Source organism: Alterirhizorhabdus solaris (genome assembly GCF_007785815.1).
Lineage (GTDB): Bacteria > Pseudomonadota > Alphaproteobacteria > Sphingomonadales > Sphingomonadaceae > Alterirhizorhabdus > Alterirhizorhabdus solaris.
In genome coordinates, this window is record NZ_VNIM01000070.1 from 1 (window position 1) to 21,930 (window position 21,930).

Below are 21,930 nucleotides of genomic sequence, written 5' to 3' on the forward strand. Positions count from 1 at the left end.
GTGCATAATAACGCGCCGCCGCCACCGTTCCTTCCCGCCGGTGGTGGACGATCGCACCCGGCTGCTGCTGCTCGGTAGCCTGCCCGGCGTCGCCTCGCTGGCGGCGGCGCGTTATTATGCACACCCCCAGAACCAGTTCTGGCGGCTGGTGGGCGGGGAGGGCGCGACCATCGCCCCGCTATCCGGCATTTGCGGCGGGAAAGACAAGCTCGCTTGCCGCTGATGCCCCGGCTCGGCTATCGCGAACGCCATGCCAGTCATTCCCAATTCGCTCGCCCTGATCGGCAACACGCCGCTCGTTCGCCTCGCCGGCCCCAGCGCCGAGACGGGGTGCGAGATCCTCGCCAAGTGCGAGTTCATGAACCCCGGCGGATCGGTGAAGGACCGCGCGGCGCTGTATATCGTCGAGGATGCCGAGGCGAACGGTACGCTGAAGCCGGGCGGCGTGATCGTGGAGGGCACCGCCGGCAATACCGGCATCGGCCTGGCGCTGGTGGCCAACGCCAAGGGCTACCGCACGATCATCGTGATGCCCGAGACGCAGAGCCGCGAGAAGATGGACACGCTGCGCGCGCTGGGGGCGGAGCTGGTGCTGGTGCCGGCGGCGCCCTATTCCAACCCCGGCCATTTCGTCCACACCTCGCGCCGGATCGCGGGGGAGACGGAGAACGCGTTGTGGGCCGACCAGTTCGACAACACCGCCAACCGCATGGCCCACATTCACACCACCGCGCCGGAAATCTGGGCGCAGACCGCCGGCAGGGTGGACGGTTTCATCTGCGCGGCCGGCACCGGCGGCACGATCGCGGGCGTCGGCATGGCGCTGAAGGAGCGTCGCGAGGATATCGTGATCGGGCTGGCCGATCCGCACGGCGCCTCGCTGTACGAATACTACCGCTCGGGCGAGCTGAAGGCGGAGGGCAGCTCTGTGGCGGAAGGCATCGGGCAGGGGCGTATCACCGGCAATCTGGAAGGCGCGCCGATCGACACCCAGTTCCGCATCTCCGACGCGGAGGGGCTGGCGCAGGTCCACCGCCTGCTGATGGAGGAGGGGCTGTGTCTCGGCCTGTCCTCCGGCATCAACGTGGCGGGGGCGATGGCGCTGGCAAGGCAGATGGGGCCGGGCCACACGATCGTCACCATCCTGTGCGATTCGGGTTTTCGCTACCTTTCCAGCCTGTACAACCCGGCCTGGCTCGCGGAAAAAGGGCTGGCCGTCCCGCCGTCGCTGGCAGCGGCAGGAGCATCGCGCTGACCCGCGCCACGCGATCGGCGTGCGTCGCCCGGCCGGCAGGATGGGGCATGGCGTCGACAGGACGAGAATCTCCCGCTAGTTTCCCCTCTCTTGCGGAGGCGTGACATGGTCGCTGATCGGGGGGGCGAGCGGATGCAACGGGTGCGCATCGGGCTTACGGGCCTTGCCTGCGTGTTCCTGCTGGTGCTGCTGGCGGCGGCTTTCTTCGGCCTGACCAACGACGAGCGGCGCAACGGGCCACTGGTGGTGACGCCGGCCAGCGCGCCGGCCGAAAACAGCCTCGCCGCCGTGGAATCCCCGCGCGAGCCGCTGGCGGAGCTGGGTGTCGCGCCGGGCTATGCCGGCGATGCCGGCGCCAATACGATCGATCCGAACACGGCCACGCCGCCGCCCGCCTTGCCCCTGCGCGCCGGCACGACGCCGCCATCGCCGCCCGCCCCGCGCTGAGGCACGCCCGGCTGCCGGCGTCCGCATCGCTGGCGTTCATGGCGAGCGGCTTCGCGCTGGCGGAGCTGATCGCGGGCCTGACGCTCGGCCAGTTCGTTGCGCGCGACCGGGCCGAGGTGGCGATCTTCCTCGCCTTCCGCCCCTGGCTGCTGCTCGGGCTGGCAGCGTGGCTGCACGATCGGCCGGCCGGCGTTCGCTGGGCTACCTATGGCGCGGCGCTGCTGGCGGCGAGCGCGGGTGAGGCGATACTGGCGGCCTCGCTCGGCGGCACCGGGGTGTCGGCTGATGCCGCGCGCGCTGTGCTGGGCGGGCTGGGGCTGGCCATGCTCATCGAGGTGCCGTTCGCCGTGGCGCGACGGGTGGAGTCGCGCTTCGCCCGCCTGCTCGGGCTGGTGCTGGGGGCGGGTGTGCTGCTGCTGCCGGGGCCGCTGCGGGTATATGAAGCGATTGCGCTGCGGCCACCGCCGGCCCCGGTCGGCGGGCCGCGCCCGGCCGTGATGTTGCTCACCGGCCTGCCGATCCTGTGGGGCGAGGGCGGCGTGGCGGGCGCACTGGCCTCATCGCCGAGCCTCGGCGCGCGGCGCCTTGCCGACGAGTTCCGGCTGATTCCGATCGACGTCGCCACGCCCGCCACGCTGGCGCAGGCGCCGTTGCTGCTCGCCGCCCAGCCGCGCGCGCTGGCCCCGGCGGAAACCGCCGCGATCGATCGATGGGTTCGCATGGGCGGTCGGGCGGTGGTGCTCGCCGATCCCGATCTGCGCTGGCCGAGCGACCTGCCGCCGGGCGACCCGCGCCGCCCGCCGCGAGAAATGGCGCTGGGCCCGCTGCTGGCCGGATGGGGCATGTCGATCGGCCGGGGCCGGGGCGGACTCGCCACGATCGACGTCGCGACCGGCGGCGGCGGCATGCGGCGGATCGTCAGCGATGCGCCGGGGATCGTGCGGAGCGGGCCGGGCTGTCGCGCGATCGCGGGTGGGCACGGCGCGACGTGCCGGATCGGGCGGGGGCAGGCGGTGGTGCTGGCCGACGCGGACTTGCTGGACGACCGCCTGTGGGTGGGCATGGGCGCCGATGGTGCCAGCCGTCTGGCGCGAGGCGGGGACAATGTGCTTCTGGTCGCCGACTGGCTGGATCGGCTTGCCGGAGCCCCCTCCCGCCGCGCGGCCGATTCGGTTTCGTGGGCACGGCCGGGGGGCTTGCCATGGGTTTATGTGGGCGCGGCGTTGCCGGGGCTGGCCTTGGCCCTGTCCGGGCTGGGCGTCGCGCTCATCCATTCGTCGCATCGGCGGCGTGGCACGAAAGGTGACCCACATGGTTATCCACAGGAACGGAAGGTGAAATAAGGCTGAAATGCGAGGGTCTGACGCAAGATGCTCAACCCATTCATGCACAGGCTTGCCCACACCAGCCCACGCAAAACCATTTGTGACCACCAAGCCCCCATGTTAGCGCTTTCAACACAAGGGGTGGACCGCTCTTTCCGTATGGCGGCGGAGGGTGTCCAACGGTGGCCGAGGCCACTGGCTGACAGGGCGAACAGTTGGCGATTTCAGATCATTTTCGCGGGAAGGCGCTGAACGGGATCGACAAGAAAGGTCGCGTCTCCGTGCCGTCTGATTTCCGCGGCGTGATCCAGACCCGCCACCGCCGCGTGATCGCGCAGGACGGGTTCGATCCGGCCGAGGGCGACGAGGGCCGCCATGCCAGCGCCGGCAAGGTCGTGATCGTCTCGCGCGACCCGAAGCGGCCGTGCCTGATCGCCTTCGAGAACCAGTATGTCCGTGAATATGCCGACAAGCTGGCGCTGCGCCACGCCGATCTGCGCGGGCAGGAGCGCGAGGACGCGATCCGCGACGACATGGAGATGCTCGGCAGCACCTTCGACCTGGCGTGGGACGTGAACGGCCGCATTGTGCTGAGCGCGCGGCTGTGCCAGCGCATCGGCATCGATCCCGCCGCCGACAACGGCCGCGACAATCTCGTGTTCTTCCACGGCGTCGGCGAGACGTTCGAGATCTGGCACCCGGCGAACTTCATCACCCACGTCGAGGGCCGCAACCCCGACCTGGCCGACGACGTGCGCGACATGGTGGAGGATCGCGCGAAATGAGCGACCTCCTTTCCGACACTGGTCACGATCCGCGCCACGCCCCCGTGCTGCTAGCCGAGGTGATCGCCGGCCTCGCCCCCGCGCCCGGCGAGACGCACGTCGATGGCACGTTCGGCGCGGGCGGCTATACCCGCGCGATCCTCTCTGCCGGGGTGGCGCGGCTGTTCGCCTTCGATCGCGATCCTGACGCCATCGCCGAGGGCCGCGCGCTGGAGGCGGCGGAGGCGGCGCTCGTACTCGTGCCCGATCGCTTCGGCCGCATGGCCGAGGCGCTGGCCGAGCGCGACGTGGCGGCGGTGGACGGGGTGACGCTGGATATCGGCGTGTCCTCGATGCAGCTCGACCGCGCGGATCGTGGCTTCTCGTTCCAGTCGGATGGCCCGCTCGACATGCGGATGGAGCAGGAGGGCGAGAGCGCCGCCGACTTCCTGAACACCGCCGACGAGGCCGATATCGCCAACGTGCTGTACGAACTGGGCGAGGAGCCGCGCTCGCGCCGGATCGCGCATGCCATCGTGGCGGCGCGCCCGCTGACCCGCACCGGCGAGCTGGCCGCGATCGTCCGCCGCGCGCTGGGCTACAAGCCGCACGACAAGAAAGACCCGGCGACGCGCAGCTTCCAGGCGATCCGCATCCACCTGAACCGCGAGCTGGGGGAGCTGGAAGACGGCCTCGCCGCCGCCGAGCGCGTGCTGAAGCCGGGCGGTCGCCTCGCGGTGGTCAGCTTCCATTCGGGCGAGGATCGCATCGTCAAGCGCTTCCTGCGCCAGCGCAGCGGTGCCACCCCGGCCGGGTCGCGCCATCGCCCCGATGCGGGCGCGGGCGGCCCGGCCCCAAGTTTCGAGGCGGTGTCCAAGCCCGTCCGCGCGAGCGAGGCCGAAATCGCCCGCAACCCCCGTTCCCGTTCCGCCACGCTGCGTATCGCGCGGCGGACGGCTGCTTCCCCCTGGCCCCACCCCAATCTGTCAGAGAAAGGCCCTGCGTCATGATGGCCGCTCGCTTCCGTTCGGTAACCTGGGTCGCTGTCGCGGTCGTGCCCGCGCTCGCCTGTTATCTCGTGACGCAGCATGTCGCGGCCGAACGCGCGCAGCTTGCCAAGGTGGAGCGCCAGATCGGCCAGAGCCGCCGCGCCATCCGCGAGCTGGAGACGGAGCTGGGCACGCGCGGCAGCATGGCGCAGATCGAGCGGTGGAACGGCCAGACCTTCGCGCTCGCCGCCCCCAGCGCGCAGCAGTTCATCACCGGCGACGTGCAGCTGGCGAGCCTTTCGGCGCTGCCCGCTCTGCCGGTGCCGGCGGTGGTGATGGCTGCCGCCCCGGCGGCGTCCGCGCCGTCTGGCCCGGCGCCGTCTGCCCCGGCGGAGGTGCGGCAGGCGACGCTCGAGACGGTGAAGCCGGCCGCGCCCGTGCATCCGGTGCGTCAGGCCTCCTTCGAGCAGGTGAAGCCCGCCGCGTCGGCACGCCCGCTGCGCGAGGCCTCGTTCGAGGCAGCGAAGCCCGCCGCACGGCCGCTGCGTGAGGCGACGTCGAAGACTGCCGCCAAGGCGTCCACGCCGGCGCGTGCCACCCCGGCGAAGGCCGAGGTGAGGCAGGTCGCCTTCAAGCCGGCGCGTCGTGCGGCACCGGTCGAGGAGGAGGCGCAGCCGTTGCTGCGGCAGGCCACCTACGTGAAGCCGCCGCGTGAGCAGAAGGCACCGACCAAGGTGGCGATGCTCGCCAACGGGCCGCTCGATTCCCGCTCGCTGGCCGAGATCGGCCGCATCGCCAACGCCGAGCGCGGCAGCCGCCGCCCGTGAACGCGCCTTTCCCCGCGATCGCCGCGCCGCCCGAGCGCGTCCGGCTGGCGGGCGCGCGGGTGGAAAGCGCGTCCGTCGCGCATTTCCGCCTGATGGTGATGATGCTGCTGTTCATCGCCGCGACGGCGGTGATCGCGGGCAAGCTGGCGTGGATGGCGGTCGCCTCCGGCCCGGCGCCCACGGCCGCCAGCACCTATGGCCTGATCCCGCCGCGCGCCGACATCGTCGATCGCAACGGGGTGACGCTGGCGCGCACGATCGACGCGTGGTCGATCGCGGTGCATCCGGACAAGCTGATGAACCCGCCCGAGGTGGTGGCGGCGAAGCTGGCCGCGATCCTGCCCGATCGCACCGAGGCCGAATATCTCGCGATCCTGAAATCGGGCCGCAGCTTCGTCTATCTCAAGCGGCGCGCGCTGCCCGAACTCATCAAGCAGGTAAACGCCATCGGCGAGCCGGCGATCGCGCTGGGGCGGGAGCCGGAGCGGCTGTATCCGCAGGGCAACCTGGCGAGCCACGTGATGGGCTGGCTCGATCAGGACGGCAAGCCGACCTCGGGCATGGAGCGCGTGCTCGATACGCGTCTGACCGCCGATCACGGGCGCGGCCGGCCGGTGGCGCTGTCGATCGACAGCCGCGTGCAGGCCGCGCTGGAAACCGAGCTGAACGCCGCGATGGTGAAGCATTCGGCGATCGGCGCGTCGGGCCTCGTGCTGGACGTGAAGACCGGCGAGGTGGTGGCGATGACATCGCTGCCCAGCTTCAACCCCAACGCCCCCAGCTTCGGGGCGGTCGAGGATCTGGCGAACAAGTCCACGCTCAACGTGTACGAGCTGGGATCGACCTTCAAGATGATCACCATGGCCAACGCGATCGAGAGCGGTGTCGTCACCTCGATGTCGCACCGCTACGATGCGACGGCGCCGTTGCAGGTGGGCCGCTTCAAGATCAAGGACGATCACCCCCAGAACCGCTTCCTCGACGTGCCCGAGATCCTCGTGCATTCCTCGAACATCGGCACCGCGCGGATCGCCGACGCGCTGGGGCCGGAGCGGACCGCCGCCTTCTTCCGCAAGCTGGGCTTCGATGCGCCCGCCGATATCGAGCTGGGCGCCAAGGGCCGGCCGCTGTGGCCCAAGTTCTGGGCGCGCACCACGACTATGACGGTCGCTTACGGCCACGGCATCGCCGTGACGCCGCTGCATCTGGCGAGCGCCTACGCCGCGCTGGTGAACGGCGGCGTGTGGCGCCCGGCCACGCTGCTGAAGCGCGCGCCCGGGCAGGTGCCCGAGGGACGCCGCGTGATCTCCGAGGCGACGAGCGCGCGGATGCGTCAGCTCATGCGGCTGGTGGTGATGAAGGGCACGGGCCGCAAGGCGGACGCGCCCGGCTTCCGGCTGGGCGGCAAGACCGGCACGGCGGAGAAACCGCGCGCCGGCGGTTACGCGCATCATTCGCTGATCTCCACCTTTGCCGGCGTGTTCCCGATGGATGCGCCACGCTTCGTCATCATCGCGATGCTGGACGAGCCGAAGGGCACCGCCGACACCTTCGGTTACGCCACCGCCGCTTGGACGGCCGGGCCGGTGATCGCCCGCACGGTCGCCCGCATCGGCCCGCTGCTGGGGGTGATGCCGAGCCTGACGAAGGACGTCGACGAGAGCGAGCTGTTGCCGCTGCTGTGGGAACCGAAGGGGGCGAACCCGAATGCGGTCGAATGATCTGGCGGCACTCGCCACGCAGGTAGGCGCCACCGCCAGCGGCGCGCTGCCCACGGGCAGCGGCGCGAGCGTTACCGGATTCGCGATCGACCATCGCAAGGTGGCGCCTGGCACCGTGTTCGGCGCTTTCGGCGGTCAGCGCGTGAACGGCGAGGATTTCATCCCCGCCGCCGTCGCCGCCGGCGCCATCGCCGTGGTGGCGCGGCCCGAGGCGCGGGTGGAAGGTGCGCTGCACATCGCCGATGCCGAGCCGCGCCGGTTGTTCGCCCGGCTGGCCGCGCGCTTCTTCGCGCCGTTCCCGGCAACGGTGGTGGCCGTCACCGGCACCAACGGCAAGACGTCGACGGTGGAGCTGGCCCGCCAGCTGTGGCGCATGGCCGGGCACAACGCCGCCTCGATCGGCACGCTGGGCGTGACCACGGCGGATGAGCAGGTTTCGACCGGGCTGACGACGCCTGATGTGGCCACCTTCCTCGGCAACATGGGCGGGCTGGCGCGCGAGGGGATCGACCACGCCGCCTACGAGGCATCGAGCCACGGGCTGGATCAGTTCCGCAGTGAGGGGCTGCCGGTGGCGGCGGGCGCCTTCACCAACCTCAGCCGCGACCATCTGGACTATCACGGCTCGATGGAGGCCTATCTGGAGGCCAAGCTGCGGCTGTTCACCGAGGTGGTCGATCGCGACGGCGCGGCGGTGGTGTGGGCCGACGACGAAGCCTCCGGCCGCGTCGCCGAACTGGCGGCGGAACGCGGGCTGCGGGTGCTGACGGTGGGCACCAAGGGCGAGGCGTTGCGGCTGATATCGCGCGAGGCGACGCCGCTGGGCCAGACGCTGACGATCTCGACCGATGGCGCGACGCATGTCGTCAAGCTGCCGCTGATCGGCGCCTATCAGGCGGCCAACGCCTTGGTGGCGGCCGGGCTGGTGATCGCGACCGGCGGCGATGTGGCCGCGACCTTCGCCGATCTTTCCCGCGTCCAGCCGGTGCGCGGGCGGCTGGAGCGTGCCGTCATCAGCCGGGCGGGCGCGCCGGTGTATGTCGATTACGCGCACACCCCCGATGGCCTGCGCGCCGCGATCGAGGCGTTGCGGCCGCACACGAAGGGCCGGCTGATCGTGATGTTCGGTGCGGGCGGGGATCGCGATGCCGGCAAGCGGCCGGAAATGGGCAAGGTCGCCGCCGATATGGGCGACGTGGTGATCGTGACCGACGACAATCCGCGCGGCGAGGATGCCGCCGCGATCCGCGCCGCCGTGCTGGCGGGGGCGCCGGGCGCGACCGAGATCGGCGACCGGCGCGAGGCCATCGCCGCCGCCATCGCCACGGCGGGCGCGGACGATGTGGTGCTGCTGGCCGGCAAGGGCCACGAACAGGGCCAGATCGTCGGCCGGGGCGAGGCGATGCGCGTGCTGCCGTTCGACGACGTGGCGGTCGCCCGCGCGTGCGCCGCATGACGCTCTGGACCGCCGCCGCCATCGCCGCCGCCACGGCGGGCACCGCCCACGGTGATTTCACCGCCACCGGCGTGGCCTTCGATTCGCGCGAGATCGGCCCGGGCGACCTGTTCGTCGCGCTGAAGGGCGAGGCGACCGACGGCCATCGCTTCGTGGGCAGGGCGTTCGCGCAAGGGGCGGCCGGCGCGATCGTGAGCGAGGCCGTCGACCATCCGCATGTCCGGGTGGCCGACACCACCGCCGCGCTCGACGCGCTGGCCCGCGCCGCCCGTGCGCGGACGGATGCGAGGATCATCGGGGTCACCGGCTCGGTCGGCAAGACGGGCACCAAGGAGGCGCTGTTCGCTGCCCTGGACCGGGCGGCGCCGGGGGCGGTGCATCGCTCGGTGAAAAGCTACAACAATCATGTCGGCGTGCCGTTGAGCCTCGCCCGGATGCCGGCCGATACCCGCTTCGGCGTGTTCGAGATGGGGATGAACCATGCCGGCGAACTGACGGCGCTGACGCGGCTGGTGCGCCCGCACGTCGCCATCGTCACCGCCATCGCGCCGGCGCACACCGCCTACTTTTCCGGCGAGGAAGCGATCGCCGACGCCAAGGGCGAGATCTTCGCCGGGCTGGAGCCGGGCGGCGTCGCGATCGTCCCGTACGACAGCCCGCACCGCGATCGGCTGATCGCCGCCGCCACGCCCCATGCCGCGCGCATCGTCACCTTCGGCCTGAGCGAAGGCGCGGACGTGTGGGCGCGCGAGGCGTTGCCGGTGGCGGCGGGCACGCTGGTGTCCGCACGGCTGGTGGCCGCCGACCTCACCTTCACGCTCGCCCCCCCCGGCGCGCACTGGGTGTCGAACGCGCTCGCCGTGCTGGCGGCGGTGGAGGCGGTGGGCGGCGACCTGGCCGCCGCCGGCCTCGCGCTCGCCGAGATGGCCGGGCTGGCCGGGCGCGGCGCGCGGGTGCCGATCGCGGTGCAGGGGGGCGAGGCGACGCTGATCGACGAGAGCTACAACGCCAACCCCGCCTCGATGAAGGCGACGATCGACACGCTGGGGCACACGCCCGCCACCCGCCGCCTCGTCGTGCTGGGCGAGATGCGGGAGCTGGGCGAGGGGGCCGATGATTTCCATGCCGCGCTTGCCGGCCCGCTGGCGACAGCCGCCGTCGATTTCGCACTGCTCGTCGGGGCGGGCATGGCGCCGCTCGCCAAGGCGCTTGAGGGGCGGATCGATTTCGCGCATGTGGCCGACGCCGCCGCTGCTGGCGATGCGCTGATCCGGCGTATCGCGCCCGGCGATGCGGTGCTGGTCAAGGGATCGAATGCCGTCGGGCTCGCCCGCCTCGTCGGGGCGCTGGCGGGTGGCGCGGCGGTAACGGGCGCGTCTTCATGCTTTATCTGATCGCCGAACATCTCGGCTTCCCCGGGCTGCTCAACCTCATCCGCTACATCACCTTCCGCGCCGGCGCGGCGGCGATGACCGCGCTCGTCATCGGGCTGGTGATCGGGCCGAAGTTCATCGGCTGGTTGCGCGTGAGGCAGGGCAAGGGCCAGCCGATCCGTGCGGACGGGCCGCAGACGCACCTGTCCAAGGTGGGCACGCCCACGATGGGCGGGCTGATGATCCTGATCGCGCTCGTGGTGTCGCTGCTGCTGTGGATGGACCTGACGAACCGCTACACGTGGGGCGTAATGATCGTGACGCTGGGCTTCGGCCTGGTCGGCTTCATGGATGATTTCGACAAGGTGCGGAAACGCAGCCACAAGGGCGTTTCGGGCAAGGTGCGGCTGCTGTTCGAGTTCGCCATCGCCGGGGTTGCCGCCTGGCTGATCCTCGATGGCAACGGCACCGAGCTGTACGTGCCGTTCTACAACGGCGCGGTGATCGATCTCGGGCCGTTCTACATCTTCTTCGCCGCTTTCGTGATCGTGGCGTTCGGCAATGCGGTGAACCTGACGGACGGGCTGGATGGCCTCGCCACGATGCCGGTCATCATCGCATGCCTGGCCTTTTTCGTGATCGCCTATCTGGTCGGCAACGCCAAGTTCGCCAGCTATCTGGGGATCCCGCATGTGCTGGGGGCGGGCGACCTGACGATCGTGACGGCGTGCATCATCGGCGCGGGCCTCGCCTTCCTGTGGTTCAACGCGCCGCCGGCCGCCGTGTTCATGGGCGATACCGGCAGCCTCGCGCTGGGCGGTGCGCTGGGTGCGATCTCGGTGGCGACGCATCACGAGATCGTGCTCGCGATCGTCGGTGGCCTGTTCGTGCTGGAAGCCGTATCGGTGGTAATCCAGGTTTATTATTACAAGCGGACGGGAAAGCGGGTGTTCAGGATGGCGCCGATCCACCACCATTTCGAGCAGCTCGGCTGGAGCGAGCCGACCGTGGTGATCCGCTTCTGGATCATCAGCTTCGTGCTGGCGCTGGCCGGCCTCGCCACGCTGAAGCTGCGGTGATTACCTCGCCCGCCTTTCGCGGCAGACGCTATGCGGTGCTGGGGCTTGCACGGTCCGGGCTGGCGACGGTGAACGCGCTGGTGGCGAGCGGCGCCGAGGTGACGGCGTGGGACGAGCGTGAGGAAGCGCGCGCGCTGGTGGCGGACAAAGCAAGGATCGCCGATCCGCTGGCGATCGACCTCACCGGGTTCGAAGGGATCGTCGTGTCGCCGGGCGTGCCGATCAACCGCCACCCGATCGCGGCGGCGGCGCAGGCGGCGGGTGTGCCGCTGATCGGCGATATCGAACTGTTCGCTCAGGCACGCGCCGCCCTGCCGCCGCACCGCGTTGTCGGCATCACCGGCACCAACGGCAAATCGACCACCACCGCACTGATCCACCACATCCTCGTCAGCGCGGGCGTGCCCGCGACGCTGGGCGGCAACATCGGCCTGCCGATCCTCGGGCAGGAGCCGCTCGACGCGGGCGGCGTCTATGTGCTGGAGTTGTCGTCCTATCAGATCGACCTGACCCGCACGCTGGCCTGCGACGTGGCGGTGCTGCTGAACGTGACGCCCGATCATCTCGACCGCTACGACGGGTTCGCCGGCTATTCCGCCTCCAAGGCGCGGTTGTTCAAAATGCAGAAGGCCACGCAGGTGGCGGTGATCGCGGTGGAGGACAATCCCAGCCGGGCGATCGCGGCCGGCGTGATCGGCGGGCTGGTGAGCGTGACCGCCGCCGATGCGGGCGATCAGCGCGAGTGGCCGGCGCTGCAAGGCCCACACAACGCGCAGAACGTGTCGGCCGCCGTTGCCGCCACCCGTGCGCTGGGCATCGAGGCGGCGGCGATCGAGGCCGCGCTCAAGACCTATCCGGGCCTGCCGCATCGCATGGAGCGGGTCGCGACGATCGGCGACGTACTCTACGTCAACGACAGCAAGGCGACCAATCCCACCTCCACCGCGCCGGCGCTGGCGGCCTATCCGGCCGTCCACTGGATCGTCGGTGGCCTTGCCAAGACCGATGATCTCGATGCGTGCGAGCCACTGCTGGGCCACGTCCGTGCCGCCTACACCATCGGCGACAGCGCCGCTTTGTACGAGCGCCTGCTGACCGGGCGGGTGCCGGCGGTGACGAACGCCGGCACGCTGGAGTCCGCGGTGCGCGCCGCCGCCGCCGCCGCCGTGGCGGGCGAGGTGGTGCTGCTGTCGCCGGCCTGTGCCTCGTTCGACCAGTTCCGCGATTTCGAGGCGCGGGGCGAGGCGTTCCGCGCGGCGGTCGGGGCGCTTTCGTGAAGGGGCGGGGGCGATGACGGGTTCGACGATCCAGCGGCAGCCCAAGCAGGTCGTCCGCCTCGGCCGTGCCGACCGCAGCTGGTATGCGACGTGGTTCTGGGAGATCGATCGCGTATTGCTGCTGCTGGTGGCGCTGCTGATCGGCATCGGGCTGATCGCGGTGGCCGCCGCCTCGCCTGCCGCCGCCGGGCTGGAGGGCAAGCCGCCGCTCTACTACTTCACCCGCCAGCTCGTGTGGGTGGGCCTCGGCGTGCCGGCGATGATCGGCGTGTCGATGCTGCCCAAGGAGGCGGCGCGGCGCTGGTCGATCTGGGCGGCGGTGGTGTTCGCCCTCTGCCTCGTCGCGGTGCCGTTCGTCGGCATCAAGGTGAACGGGGCGGTGCGCTGGATCGGCGTCGATCCGATCCGCTTCCAGCCGTCGGAGTTCCTGAAGCCGTTCTTCGTCGTGGCGCTGGCGTGGGTGCTGTCGCTGCGCCAGCAGGATCGCAGCCTGCCGGTGGTGCCGCTGTCCGGTCTGGCGGTGGGGCTGATCGCGCTGTTCCTGATGAAGCAGCCCGATTTCGGCCAGACGGTGATCTTCTGCACGGTGTGGATGGCGCTGCTGCTGCTTTCCGGCGTGGCGATGAAGTGGCTGTATGCGCTGGGCGGCGCTGCGCTGGGGCTGATCGTGCTGGCGTTCCTGTTCTACGACGTGGCGCGCGGGCGGATCATGGAATTCGTCACCGGATCGGGCGACACCTACCATGTCGATGTGGCGCATGCGACGATCGTCAACGGTGGCCTCGTGGGCCTGGGGCCGGGTGGCGGGGTGCGCAAGTTCAAGCTGCCGGAATCGCACAACGACTATATCTTCTCGGTGATCGGTGAGGAGTTCGGCCTGATCTCCTGCCTCGCCATCGCCTTCATCTACCTCGCCATCATGGTGCGCGTGTTCATCAAGCTGCTGGACGAGGAGGATAATTTCCTGATCCTCGCCGCCGCCGGCCTCGCCACGCAGTTCGGTTTGCAGGCGCTGGTCAACATGGCGGTCAACGTGCAGGTCGTGCCGTCCAAGGGGATGACGCTGCCGTTCATCAGCTACGGCGGTTCGTCGCTGCTGGCGGTGTCGATCGGTTTCGGCCTGCTGCTGGCGTTCACGCGCCGTAATCCGTATCTGACCCGCTCGCCTTATGTGGTGAAGTGGAGCAGCCGCCAATGAGCCAGACGATCCCCGGTATCACCCGCCACTTCGTGCTGGCGGCTGGCGGCACCGGTGGCCACATGATCCCCGCGCACGCGCTCGCGGCCGAACTCACCCGGCGCGGCCACCGTGTCGCGCTGGTGACGGACGATCGCGGCGCGCGGTTTCCGGGCCTGTTCGCGGGCGTGCAGACGCATATCCTGCCGGCCGGGCGGCTGACGGGCGGGCCGGTCGGCTGGCTGAAGGCCGCGCGCGCGATCCACCGCGGGCGCGAGATGGCGCGGCAGTTGTATCGCACGTTCGAGCCTTCGGCGGTGATCGGCTTCGGCGGCTATCCCGCACTGCCCGCGCTGCTGGCGGCGCTGAAGGCCGGGATCCCCACCGCGCTGCACGAACAGAACGCCGTCCTCGGCCGCACCAACCGGCTGCTGGCACGGCGGGTGGACGTGATCGCCACCGGCTTCGGCGATGTGACGCGCCTGCCCGAAAAGCTGCGGCCCCGCGTGCATGTCGTCGGCAATCCGGTGCGCGACGAGATCGTCGATCTGCGCGATCAGCCCTATCCGCCGCTGACCGAGGACGGCGTGTTCCGCATCCTCGTGATCGGCGGCAGCCAGGGCGCGACCGTGCTGTCCGATGTGGTGCCCGAGGGGCTGGGCCTGCTGCCGATCGCCTTCCGCCGCCGCATCCAGGTGACGCAGCAGTGCCGGCCGGAGGATATCGAGGCGGTGCGCGCGCGCTACCGCAGCTTCGACATCCCCGCCGACCTCGCCACCTATCTGCCGGACCTGCCCGAGCGGCTGGGCTGGGCGCATCTGGTGATCGGCCGCGCCGGCGCCTCCACGCTGGCGGAACTGAGCGTGGCCGGCCGCCCCGCCATCCTCGTGCCCTATCCCGCCGCGACCGACGACCACCAGACCGCCAACGCGCGCGAGATGGTGGCGGCGGGCGGCGCGCGGGTGATCCGCCAGCCGCGCTTCACCGCGATCGAACTGGCCAAGCAGATGCAGAAACTGGCGCTGGAGCCGGGCTCGCTCGAAAACGCCGCGCGCCGCGCGGGCAGCGTCGGCCGCCCCCATGCGGCGCGCGATCTGGCCGATCTGGTCGAAGGGCTGGGCCGCACTCCGGTGGTGGATGGCCTCCCCGCCGCGCGCGGCTCGAAGAAACTCGGAACGGAAGCATTCGCATGAAGGGTGTCGCAACCGATATCGGCACGATCCATTTCATCGGCATCGGTGGCATCGGCATGTCCGGCATCGCCGAGGTGATGCATAATCTGGGCTATAAGGTGCAGGGGTCGGACGTGGCCGAGGGCTACGTGATCCAGGGCCTGCGCGACAAGGGTATCGAGGTGTTCATCGGCCACCGCGCCGAGAATCTGGGCGACGCCGCCGTCGTCGTCACCTCCACCGCGATCAAGCGCGGCAACCCGGAGGTGGAGCTGGCGCTGGAAAGCCGCGTGCCGGTGGTGCGCCGCGCCGAGATGCTGGCGGAACTGATGCGGCTGAAATCGACCGTCGCCATCGCCGGCACCCACGGCAAGACGACGACCACTTCGATGGTGGCCGCCATCCTCGATGCCGGGGGGATCGACCCGACCGTCATCAACGGCGGCATCATTAACAGCTATGGCAGCAACGCCCGGCTGGGCGCATCCGACTGGATGGTGGTGGAGGCCGACGAAAGCGACGGCAGCTTCCTGCGGCTGGACGGCACGATCGCGGTCGTCACCAACATCGATCCCGAGCATCTCGATCATTACGGCTCGTTCGAGAAGGTGAAGGACAGCTTCGTCGAGTTCGTCGAGAACGTGCCCTTCTACGGCGCGGCGCTGCTGTGCCTCGATCACCCGGAGGTGCAGGCGATCATCCCGCGCGTGCGCGACCGGCGGGTCGTCACCTACGGCTTTTCCGCGCAGGCCGACGTGCGCGGCGTGAACGTGACGCCGATTCCGGGCGGCAACCGCTTCGAGGTGATCGTGCGCCACCGCGACGGCACGACCCGCAGCATCGAGGGGATCGAGCTGCCGATGCCGGGCCGCCACAACGTGCAGAACGCGCTGGCCGCGATCGGCGTGGCGCTGGAGATGAACATTCCCGACGCGGTGATCGCCAAGGGTTTCGCCGCTTTCGGCGGGGTCAAGCGGCGCTTCACCAAGGTGGGCGAGATCGCGATGGATGGCGGCGCCGTGACGGTGATCGACGATTACGGCCACCATCCCGTGGAGATACGCGCGGTTCTTGCCGCCGCGCGCGAAGGGGTGACGGGGCGGGTGATCGCGGTGGTGCAGCCGCACCGCTACTCGCGGTTGGGCGATCTGATGAGCGACTTCCAGTCCGCCTTCAACGATGCCGACATGGTGTACGTCGCTCCGGTCTATGCCGCTGGCGAGGAGCCGCTGGAGGGCGTGGACGCGGCGGCGCTGGTGCGCGGGCTGAAGACGCGCGGGCATCGCGCCGCGCAGGAGATCGCCGGGCCGGACGAACTGGCGTCCACGCTCGCGACTGTCGCGCAGGCGGGTGACATGGTAATCTGCCTGGGCGCCGGCGACATCACGAAATGGGCCGCGGGGCTTGCCGGCGCGATCGAAGGAGCAAGGGCATGAACGATCCGTTCGTCGGCTGGAAGATGCTGCAGGACCAGATGATCGCCGCACAGAAGGCGCAGCTGGAAGCCGCTACCAAGATGCTCGGCACCGCGCCGCATCTGCAGGGGGCGCTCAAGGCGGCGCAGAGCGTGGCCGAGGCCAACGGCAAGGCGTGGGAAACGTGGATGGGCCTGTGGGGCGTCCGCAAATGACGCTTGCCGCCATGCGCGTCGCCGCAACCGACGTCCTGCCCGCCTTGCGCGGGCAGGCGACGGCCGGTGGCGCGCTGGCGGACTTCATCTGGTTCCGCACGGGCGGGCCGGCGGAATGGCTGGTGCGCCCGGCGGACGTGGCGGACCTCGCCGCATTCGTCGGCGCGCTCGATCCCGCCGTGCCGGTCTTCCCGATCGGCGTGGGATCGAACCTGATCGTGCGCGACGGCGGGGTGGCCGGCGTGACGGTGCGCCTGCCCAAGAGTTTTGCGAAGGTGACGATCGAACCGGGCAACCGTGTGCGCGCGGGTGCGGCGGCGATGGGCATTTCCGTGGCGAGCGCGGCGCGGGACGCCGGCATCGCCGGGCTGGAGTTCCTGCGCGGTATTCCCGGCACGGTGGGCGGCGCGTGCCGCATGAACGCGGGCGCCTACGGCCGCGACGTTTCGGATGTCCTCGTCAGCTACACGGCGGTGACGCGCGACGGTGCGGTGGTGGAGGCGCCGGCGGCGGCGCTCGGCTACAGCTATCGCCATTCGGCGCTGTCCGAGGGCGCGGTGGTGGTGGAGGCGCTGTTCGAGGGCGTGCCGGGCGATCCGGCGACGATCGGCGCGGAGATGGACCGCATCGCCGCCGAGCGCGAGGCCAGCCAGCCGCTGCGTAGCCGCACCGGCGGCTCCACCTTCAAGAACCCGCCCGGCGACAAGGCATGGGCGCTGATCGACCGCGCCGGCTGTCGCGGGTTGATGCGCGGCGCGGCGCAGGTGTCTGAAAAGCACTGCAACTTCCTGCTCAACCTCGGCGGCGCCTCCTCGGCCGACATCGAGGCGCTGGGCGACGAGGTGCGCGCCCGCGTGCTGGCGGAAACCGGCGTGACGCTGGAGTGGGAAATCCAGCGGGTAGGGGAAACCGCATGACCATCACCCCCCGCCACGTCGCCGTCCTGATGGGCGGCTGGTCGTCCGAGCGCGAGGTGTCGCTGTCGAGCGGCAACGGTGTTGCCGACGCGCTCGAATCGCTGGGCCACCGCGTCACTCGTATCGACATGGGCCGCGACGTGGCCGCCCGGCTTGCCGAGGCCGCGCCCGACGTGGTGTTCAACGCGCTGCACGGCTGCCCGGGCGAGGACGGCTCGGTGCAGGGGCTGCTGGACCTGATGGGGCTGAAATACACCCACTCGGGTCTCGCCACCTCGGTGATCGCGATCGACAAGCAACTGACCAAGAACGAACTGGTGCCGCACGGGATCCGCATGCCCGCCGGGCTGATGGTCGATTCGCAGAGCCTGCACGCCGCCGACCCGCTGCTGCGGCCCTATGTGCTCAAGCCGGTGAACGAAGGCTCGTCGGTGGGCGTGGCGATCGTGACGGCCGACGGCAACTACGGCAGCCCGATCGGCCATGACGTCGAGGGGCCGTGGAAGCATTTCGACCGGCTGCTGGCCGAGCCGTTCATCAAGGGGCGCGAACTGACGGTGGCGGTGCTGGGCGACCGGCCGCTGGCGGTGACGGAGCTGAAGCCGCAGGCCGGCTTCTACGATTACGATTCGAAATATACCGACGGGTTGACCGTCCACGTCTGCCCCGCGCAGATTCCGGCGGAGATCGCCTCGTCCGCGCTGGCGATGGCGGTGAAGGCGCATCGCGTGCTGGGCTGCAAGGGCACCTCGCGCTCCGACTTCCGCTGGGATGAGGAGCAGGGCGAGGCCGGTCTGTACCTGCTTGAGGTGAACACCCAGCCGGGGATGACGCCGCTGAGCCTCGTGCCCGAGCAGGCGAAGCACCTCGGGATGAGCTATGCCCAGCTCGTCCAGCGCATCGTCGAGGAAGCGTTGCCGGAGGACGAGTCCGCATGACCGCGCGCGCCCAGCCCGCCACCATCCGCCGCGGTGCGCCGCCGCGCAAGCGCACGCCGGCCAAGCCGCGCGTGGTGGTGAAGACGCAGGCGCAGGCGAACCGGGCGCTGGCGATCATGCCGCCGGGCGTCGCCTCGGCCGCGCGCATCGCGGGGCGGTGGCTGATCGTGCTGCTGCTGGTGGCGGGCGCCATCTTCGGCTTCATCGCGATGGGGCTGCCGCAGATGGTGGGCACCGAGATCGGCGAGCTGATCGGCCGCGCCGGCTTTGCGGTGAAGCGGATTGAGATCACCGGCATCGACCGGATGGACCGCCGACAGGTGGAGAACGCCTCGCTGGACCAGACCGCGCGGGCGATGCCGCTTGTCGATCTGGGCGAGATACGCCAGCGGCTGCTGCAGCAGGGCTGGGTGAAGGACGCGCGCGTTTCCCGCCGCTTCCCCGATACGCTGGTGATCGACATCGTCGAGCGGCAGCCGGCGGCGATCTGGCAATATCAGCGCCGGCTGGCGCTGGTGGATGCGGACGGGCGCGTGATCGAGCAGGTGCGGCTGGAAGGCACGCCGCTGCCCGATCTGCCGATCGTGATCGGGCCGGGCGCCAACCGCCGGCTGGATGCGCTGGCCGATCTGCTGAAGGCCGCGCCGCAGCTGAAGCCGATGCTGGACGGCGCAACCTGGGTGGGCGACCGCCGCTGGGATATCCGCTTCCGATCGGGCGAAACGCTGTCGCTGCCCGAAGGCGACGCGCAGGCGCGTGATGCGCTGGTCGATTTCGCCAAGCGCGACGGCGTGGCCCGGCTGCTGGGACAGGGCATCGTCCGCTTCGACATGCGCGTGCCGGGGCGGTTCGTGGTGCGGGTGAAGGATCCGGTGCCGCCCCCGGCGATCGATACGCCGACCGGTGGCGCGACTACCCCGGCGGCCGTTCCGCGCGCCGCGCCGCCGCCGGTGGACGAGGACGGGACGAGCAACACATGAGGCCCAGCCCATGAACGAGAGTCGGGCATGAGCAGGGCCGGCGCACGGCGGGGGACGACGCGCGCGATCATCGGGGGAACGCATGGCGCATAATCACAACGGCAGGCTCATCACCGCACTCGATATCGGCTCGTCCAAGGTGTGCGCGCTGATCGCGCTGGCGCCCGAGGAGGGGGGCGAGCTGCAGGTGCTCGGCACTGGCCAGCGCGAGAGCAAGGGCGTGCGGCGCGGCTACATCGCCGACATGGAGCGCACCGAGGCGGCGATCCGCGAGGCGGTGGAGCAGGCCGAGCGGATCGCGCGCACCAACATCGAGGACGTGTACGTCAGCTTCTCGGCCGGCGGGCTGGTGTCCACGCTGGCCTCCGTCGAGGTCGATCTGGGCGGCCACCGGATCGAGCAGCGCGATATCGACGATCTGCTGGCCGCCGGGCGCGGCTCGATCGACCCGGAGGGGCGGATGGTGCTGCACGCGCAGCCGACGCTCTATACGCTGGACGGGCTGAAGGGCACAAAGACGCCGCTCGGCCTCCACGCCGACCGGCTGGGCGTGGATATCCACGTCGTCGCGGCGGAGGCCTCGCCGGTGCGGAACGTCGACCTGTGCGTGCGGTCGGCGCATCTGGAGGTGAAATCGATCGTCGCCTCGCCGATCGCGACGGGCATGGCCTGCCTGTCCGACGAGGAGCGCGAGCTGGGCGTGGCGCTGGTGGAGATGGGTGCGGGCGTCACCAACGTCTCGCTGTTCGCGGGCGGGATGCTGGTAGGGCTGCACTCGATCGCGATGGGCGCGAACGACATCACCGACAACATCGCCTCCGCCTTCGGGATGCGACGGTTCGATGCGGAGCGGATCAAGACCTTCTACGGTTCGGCCACCACCTCCCCGCGCGACAACCACGACATGATCGATATCGCCCCGGTGGGCGGCGATGCGGACGGCGCCGACGTCGGCCGGATGACGCGCGCGCAGCTGATCGCGATCATCCGCCAGCAGCTGGAGCACTGGATGAACGAGGTGGCGACGACGCTGAAGGCGCTCGGCTTCACCGGCCCGGTGGGGCGGCAGGTGGTGCTGACCGGCGGCGGCGCGGAACTGAAGGGCATGGCGGACTATGCCCAGGGGCTGCTCGGCCGCTCGGTACGGATCGGCCGGCCGCGCGGTCTTGCCGGCCTGCCCGAGGCGCATTCCGGCCCGGCCTTCGCCACGCTGGCCGGGCTGGTGCAATATGCCGCCTCCGCGCCGGTTGACCTCCGCCAGATCGATCCCTCGCTCATCACCGTGCACCGGCCCACCGCGGCGGGGGTGGTACAGCGCATGATGGCCGCCTTCCGCAAGGCGTATTAAATCCACGATCCAGCAACTTTTCGCGTGCGTTGAGGGGTTGCATGGGGCAAGTTTTAAGCAGGTCGAGCCGTGTACGGCGACAGGAGATTATCAGATGACGATCGAGTTCATGCGTCCCGAAGTCGATGAGTTGAAGCCGCGCATCAGCGTGATCGGCGTCGGCGGCGCGGGCGGCAACGCGATCGCCAACATGATCGCCTCCGACGTGCAGGGCGTGGACTTCATCGTCGCGAACACCGATGCGCAGGCGCTGAACGCCTCGTCGGCGGAAAGCCGCATCCAGCTCGGCCTGAAGATCACGCAGGGGCTGGGCGCGGGTTCTCGGCCGGAGATCGGCCGCGCCGCCGCCGAGGAGACGATCGAGCAGATCGAGCGCGCGCTGGACGGCGCGCACATGTGCTTCATCGCCGCCGGCATGGGCGGTGGCACCGGCACGGGTGCAGCACCGGTGATCGCCAAGGCCGCGCGCGATCGCGGCATCCTCACGGTGGGCGTCGTCACCAAGCCGTTCAGCTTCGAGGGGAACCGCCGCGCCAAGTCGGCCGAAGCGGGGATCGACGAGTTGCAGAAGCATGTCGACACGCTGATCGTGATCCCGAACCAGAACCTGTTCCTGGTGGCGGACCCGAACACGACCTTCAAGGACGCCTTCAAGATGGCGGACGAGGTGCTCCAGCAGGGCGTGCGCGGCATCACCGACCTGATGGTGATGCCCGGCCTCATCAACCTCGATTTCGCCGACGTCCGTTCCGTGATGGGCGAGATGGGCAAGGCCATGATGGGCACCGGCGAAAGCTCGGGCGACAATCGCGCGATCGAGGCCGCGGAAAAGGCGATCGCCAACCCGCTGCTGGACGGGGTGAGCATGAAGGGCGCCAAGGGCGTCATCATCTCGATCACCGGCGGCGAGGACATGCGCCTGATGGAGGTGGACGAGGCGGCCAACCACATCAAGGAACTCGTCGATCCGGATGCGAACATCATCTGGGGCTCGGCATTCAACAACGATCTGGAAGGCAAGATCCGCGTGTCGGTGGTCGCGACCGGCATAGAGGCGGACACCTCGCCCGTGGCCGAGCCGGCCAAGCTGTTCACCTTCCCGCAGGCCCGCAAGCTGGACCCGGCTCCGACGCCGGCAGCAGCCCCGGCACCCACGCCCGCCCCCGCCCCGGCGGTCGCGCAGGCGAACGTGCCCGTGGCGGAGCAGCCGGTGCCCCGGGAGGCTGCCCCCGCGCCCCAGCCCGTAACCCCGCCT

At 70.4% G+C, this 21,930-nt stretch carries 20 protein-coding genes and 1 pseudogene; all 21 read left to right on the forward strand.

Going from position 1 to position 21,930, the window contains the following annotated elements:
• Positions 1 to 7: 7 nt before the first annotated feature.
• Positions 8 to 154 (forward strand): annotated as a pseudogene (locus FOY91_RS15160) (DNA-deoxyinosine glycosylase); the annotation flags it as partial.
• 96 nt (positions 155 to 250) lie between these two features.
• A complete protein-coding gene (locus FOY91_RS15165; protein WP_145153800.1) occupies positions 251 to 1,255 on the forward strand; it encodes a cysteine synthase A in 1,005 nt (334 codons plus the stop codon).
• 105 nt (positions 1,256 to 1,360) lie between these two features.
• Positions 1,361 to 1,702 (forward strand): hypothetical protein, encoded by a 342-nt coding sequence (locus tag FOY91_RS22420; protein ID WP_238995724.1) that lies wholly within the window; start codon positions 1,361 to 1,363, stop codon positions 1,700 to 1,702.
• A gap of 38 nt (positions 1,703 to 1,740) precedes the next feature.
• Positions 1,741 to 3,045, forward strand: a complete 1,305-nt coding sequence (locus FOY91_RS15175; RefSeq protein ID WP_145153803.1) for a hypothetical protein — start codon at positions 1,741 to 1,743, stop codon at positions 3,043 to 3,045.
• Positions 3,046 to 3,242: 197 nt separating this feature from the next.
• Positions 3,243 to 3,812, forward strand: coding sequence for a division/cell wall cluster transcriptional repressor MraZ (locus FOY91_RS15180; protein ID WP_145153806.1), 570 nt, complete (start codon positions 3,243 to 3,245; stop codon positions 3,810 to 3,812).
• Positions 3,809 to 4,801, forward strand: coding sequence for a 16S rRNA (cytosine(1402)-N(4))-methyltransferase RsmH (gene rsmH / locus FOY91_RS15185; RefSeq protein WP_145153809.1), 993 nt, complete (start codon positions 3,809 to 3,811; stop codon positions 4,799 to 4,801). Before FOY91_RS15180 ends, rsmH begins: the two co-directional genes overlap by 4 nt.
• A complete protein-coding gene (locus FOY91_RS15190; protein WP_145153812.1) occupies positions 4,798 to 5,607 on the forward strand; it encodes a hypothetical protein in 810 nt (269 codons plus the stop codon). Before rsmH ends, FOY91_RS15190 begins: the two co-directional genes overlap by 4 nt.
• Positions 5,604 to 7,328 (forward strand): peptidoglycan D,D-transpeptidase FtsI family protein, encoded by a 1,725-nt coding sequence (locus FOY91_RS15195; RefSeq protein ID WP_476692376.1) that lies wholly within the window; start codon positions 5,604 to 5,606, stop codon positions 7,326 to 7,328. Before FOY91_RS15190 ends, FOY91_RS15195 begins: the two co-directional genes overlap by 4 nt.
• Positions 7,315 to 8,784 (forward strand): UDP-N-acetylmuramoyl-L-alanyl-D-glutamate--2,6-diaminopimelate ligase, encoded by a 1,470-nt coding sequence (locus FOY91_RS15200; protein WP_145153815.1) that lies wholly within the window; start codon positions 7,315 to 7,317, stop codon positions 8,782 to 8,784. The genes FOY91_RS15195 and FOY91_RS15200 overlap by 14 nt, the downstream gene beginning before the upstream one ends.
• A complete protein-coding gene (locus FOY91_RS15205) occupies positions 8,781 to 10,178 on the forward strand; it encodes a UDP-N-acetylmuramoyl-tripeptide--D-alanyl-D-alanine ligase (RefSeq protein WP_145153818.1) in 1,398 nt (465 codons plus the stop codon). Before FOY91_RS15200 ends, FOY91_RS15205 begins: the two co-directional genes overlap by 4 nt.
• Positions 10,166 to 11,236 (forward strand): phospho-N-acetylmuramoyl-pentapeptide-transferase, encoded by a 1,071-nt coding sequence (gene mraY, locus FOY91_RS15210; RefSeq protein WP_145153821.1) that lies wholly within the window; start codon positions 10,166 to 10,168, stop codon positions 11,234 to 11,236. The genes FOY91_RS15205 and mraY overlap by 13 nt, the downstream gene beginning before the upstream one ends.
• Positions 11,233 to 12,513, forward strand: a complete 1,281-nt coding sequence (gene murD / locus FOY91_RS15215) for a UDP-N-acetylmuramoyl-L-alanine--D-glutamate ligase (protein ID WP_145153823.1) — start codon at positions 11,233 to 11,235, stop codon at positions 12,511 to 12,513. The genes mraY and murD overlap by 4 nt, the downstream gene beginning before the upstream one ends.
• Before the next feature lie 13 nt (positions 12,514 to 12,526).
• Positions 12,527 to 13,711: an FtsW/RodA/SpoVE family cell cycle protein gene (locus tag FOY91_RS15220; protein ID WP_145153826.1), complete on the forward strand. Its 1,185-nt coding sequence runs from the start codon at positions 12,527 to 12,529 to the stop codon at positions 13,709 to 13,711.
• Positions 13,708 to 14,883: an undecaprenyldiphospho-muramoylpentapeptide beta-N-acetylglucosaminyltransferase gene (gene murG, locus FOY91_RS15225; protein ID WP_145153829.1), complete on the forward strand. Its 1,176-nt coding sequence runs from the start codon at positions 13,708 to 13,710 to the stop codon at positions 14,881 to 14,883. The genes FOY91_RS15220 and murG overlap by 4 nt, the downstream gene beginning before the upstream one ends.
• On the forward strand, positions 14,880 to 16,298 hold the full coding sequence (gene murC / locus FOY91_RS15230; protein WP_145153832.1) for a UDP-N-acetylmuramate--L-alanine ligase: 1,419 nt from the start codon (positions 14,880 to 14,882) through the stop codon (positions 16,296 to 16,298). Before murG ends, murC begins: the two co-directional genes overlap by 4 nt.
• Positions 16,295 to 16,492 carry a hypothetical protein gene (locus FOY91_RS15235; RefSeq protein ID WP_145153835.1) on the forward strand — a complete coding sequence of 66 codons (198 nt, stop codon included), beginning with the start codon at positions 16,295 to 16,297 and terminating at the stop codon, positions 16,490 to 16,492. Before murC ends, FOY91_RS15235 begins: the two co-directional genes overlap by 4 nt.
• The gene (gene murB / locus FOY91_RS15240) at positions 16,489 to 17,409 is read left to right on the forward strand and encodes a UDP-N-acetylmuramate dehydrogenase (protein WP_238995725.1); all 921 of its coding nucleotides are present in this window, start codon (positions 16,489 to 16,491) and stop codon (positions 17,407 to 17,409) included. The genes FOY91_RS15235 and murB overlap by 4 nt, the downstream gene beginning before the upstream one ends.
• Positions 17,406 to 18,347 (forward strand): D-alanine--D-alanine ligase, encoded by a 942-nt coding sequence (locus FOY91_RS15245; RefSeq protein WP_145153838.1) that lies wholly within the window; start codon positions 17,406 to 17,408, stop codon positions 18,345 to 18,347. Before murB ends, FOY91_RS15245 begins: the two co-directional genes overlap by 4 nt.
• Positions 18,344 to 19,327, forward strand: a complete 984-nt coding sequence (locus FOY91_RS15250) for a cell division protein FtsQ/DivIB (RefSeq protein WP_145153841.1) — start codon at positions 18,344 to 18,346, stop codon at positions 19,325 to 19,327. The genes FOY91_RS15245 and FOY91_RS15250 overlap by 4 nt, the downstream gene beginning before the upstream one ends.
• A gap of 82 nt (positions 19,328 to 19,409) precedes the next feature.
• The gene (ftsA, locus tag FOY91_RS15255; RefSeq protein ID WP_145153844.1) at positions 19,410 to 20,675 is read left to right on the forward strand and encodes a cell division protein FtsA; all 1,266 of its coding nucleotides are present in this window, start codon (positions 19,410 to 19,412) and stop codon (positions 20,673 to 20,675) included.
• A gap of 94 nt (positions 20,676 to 20,769) precedes the next feature.
• On the forward strand, positions 20,770 to 21,930 hold a 1,161-nt coding region (ftsZ, locus tag FOY91_RS15260), incomplete at its 3' end, for a cell division protein FtsZ (protein WP_145153847.1).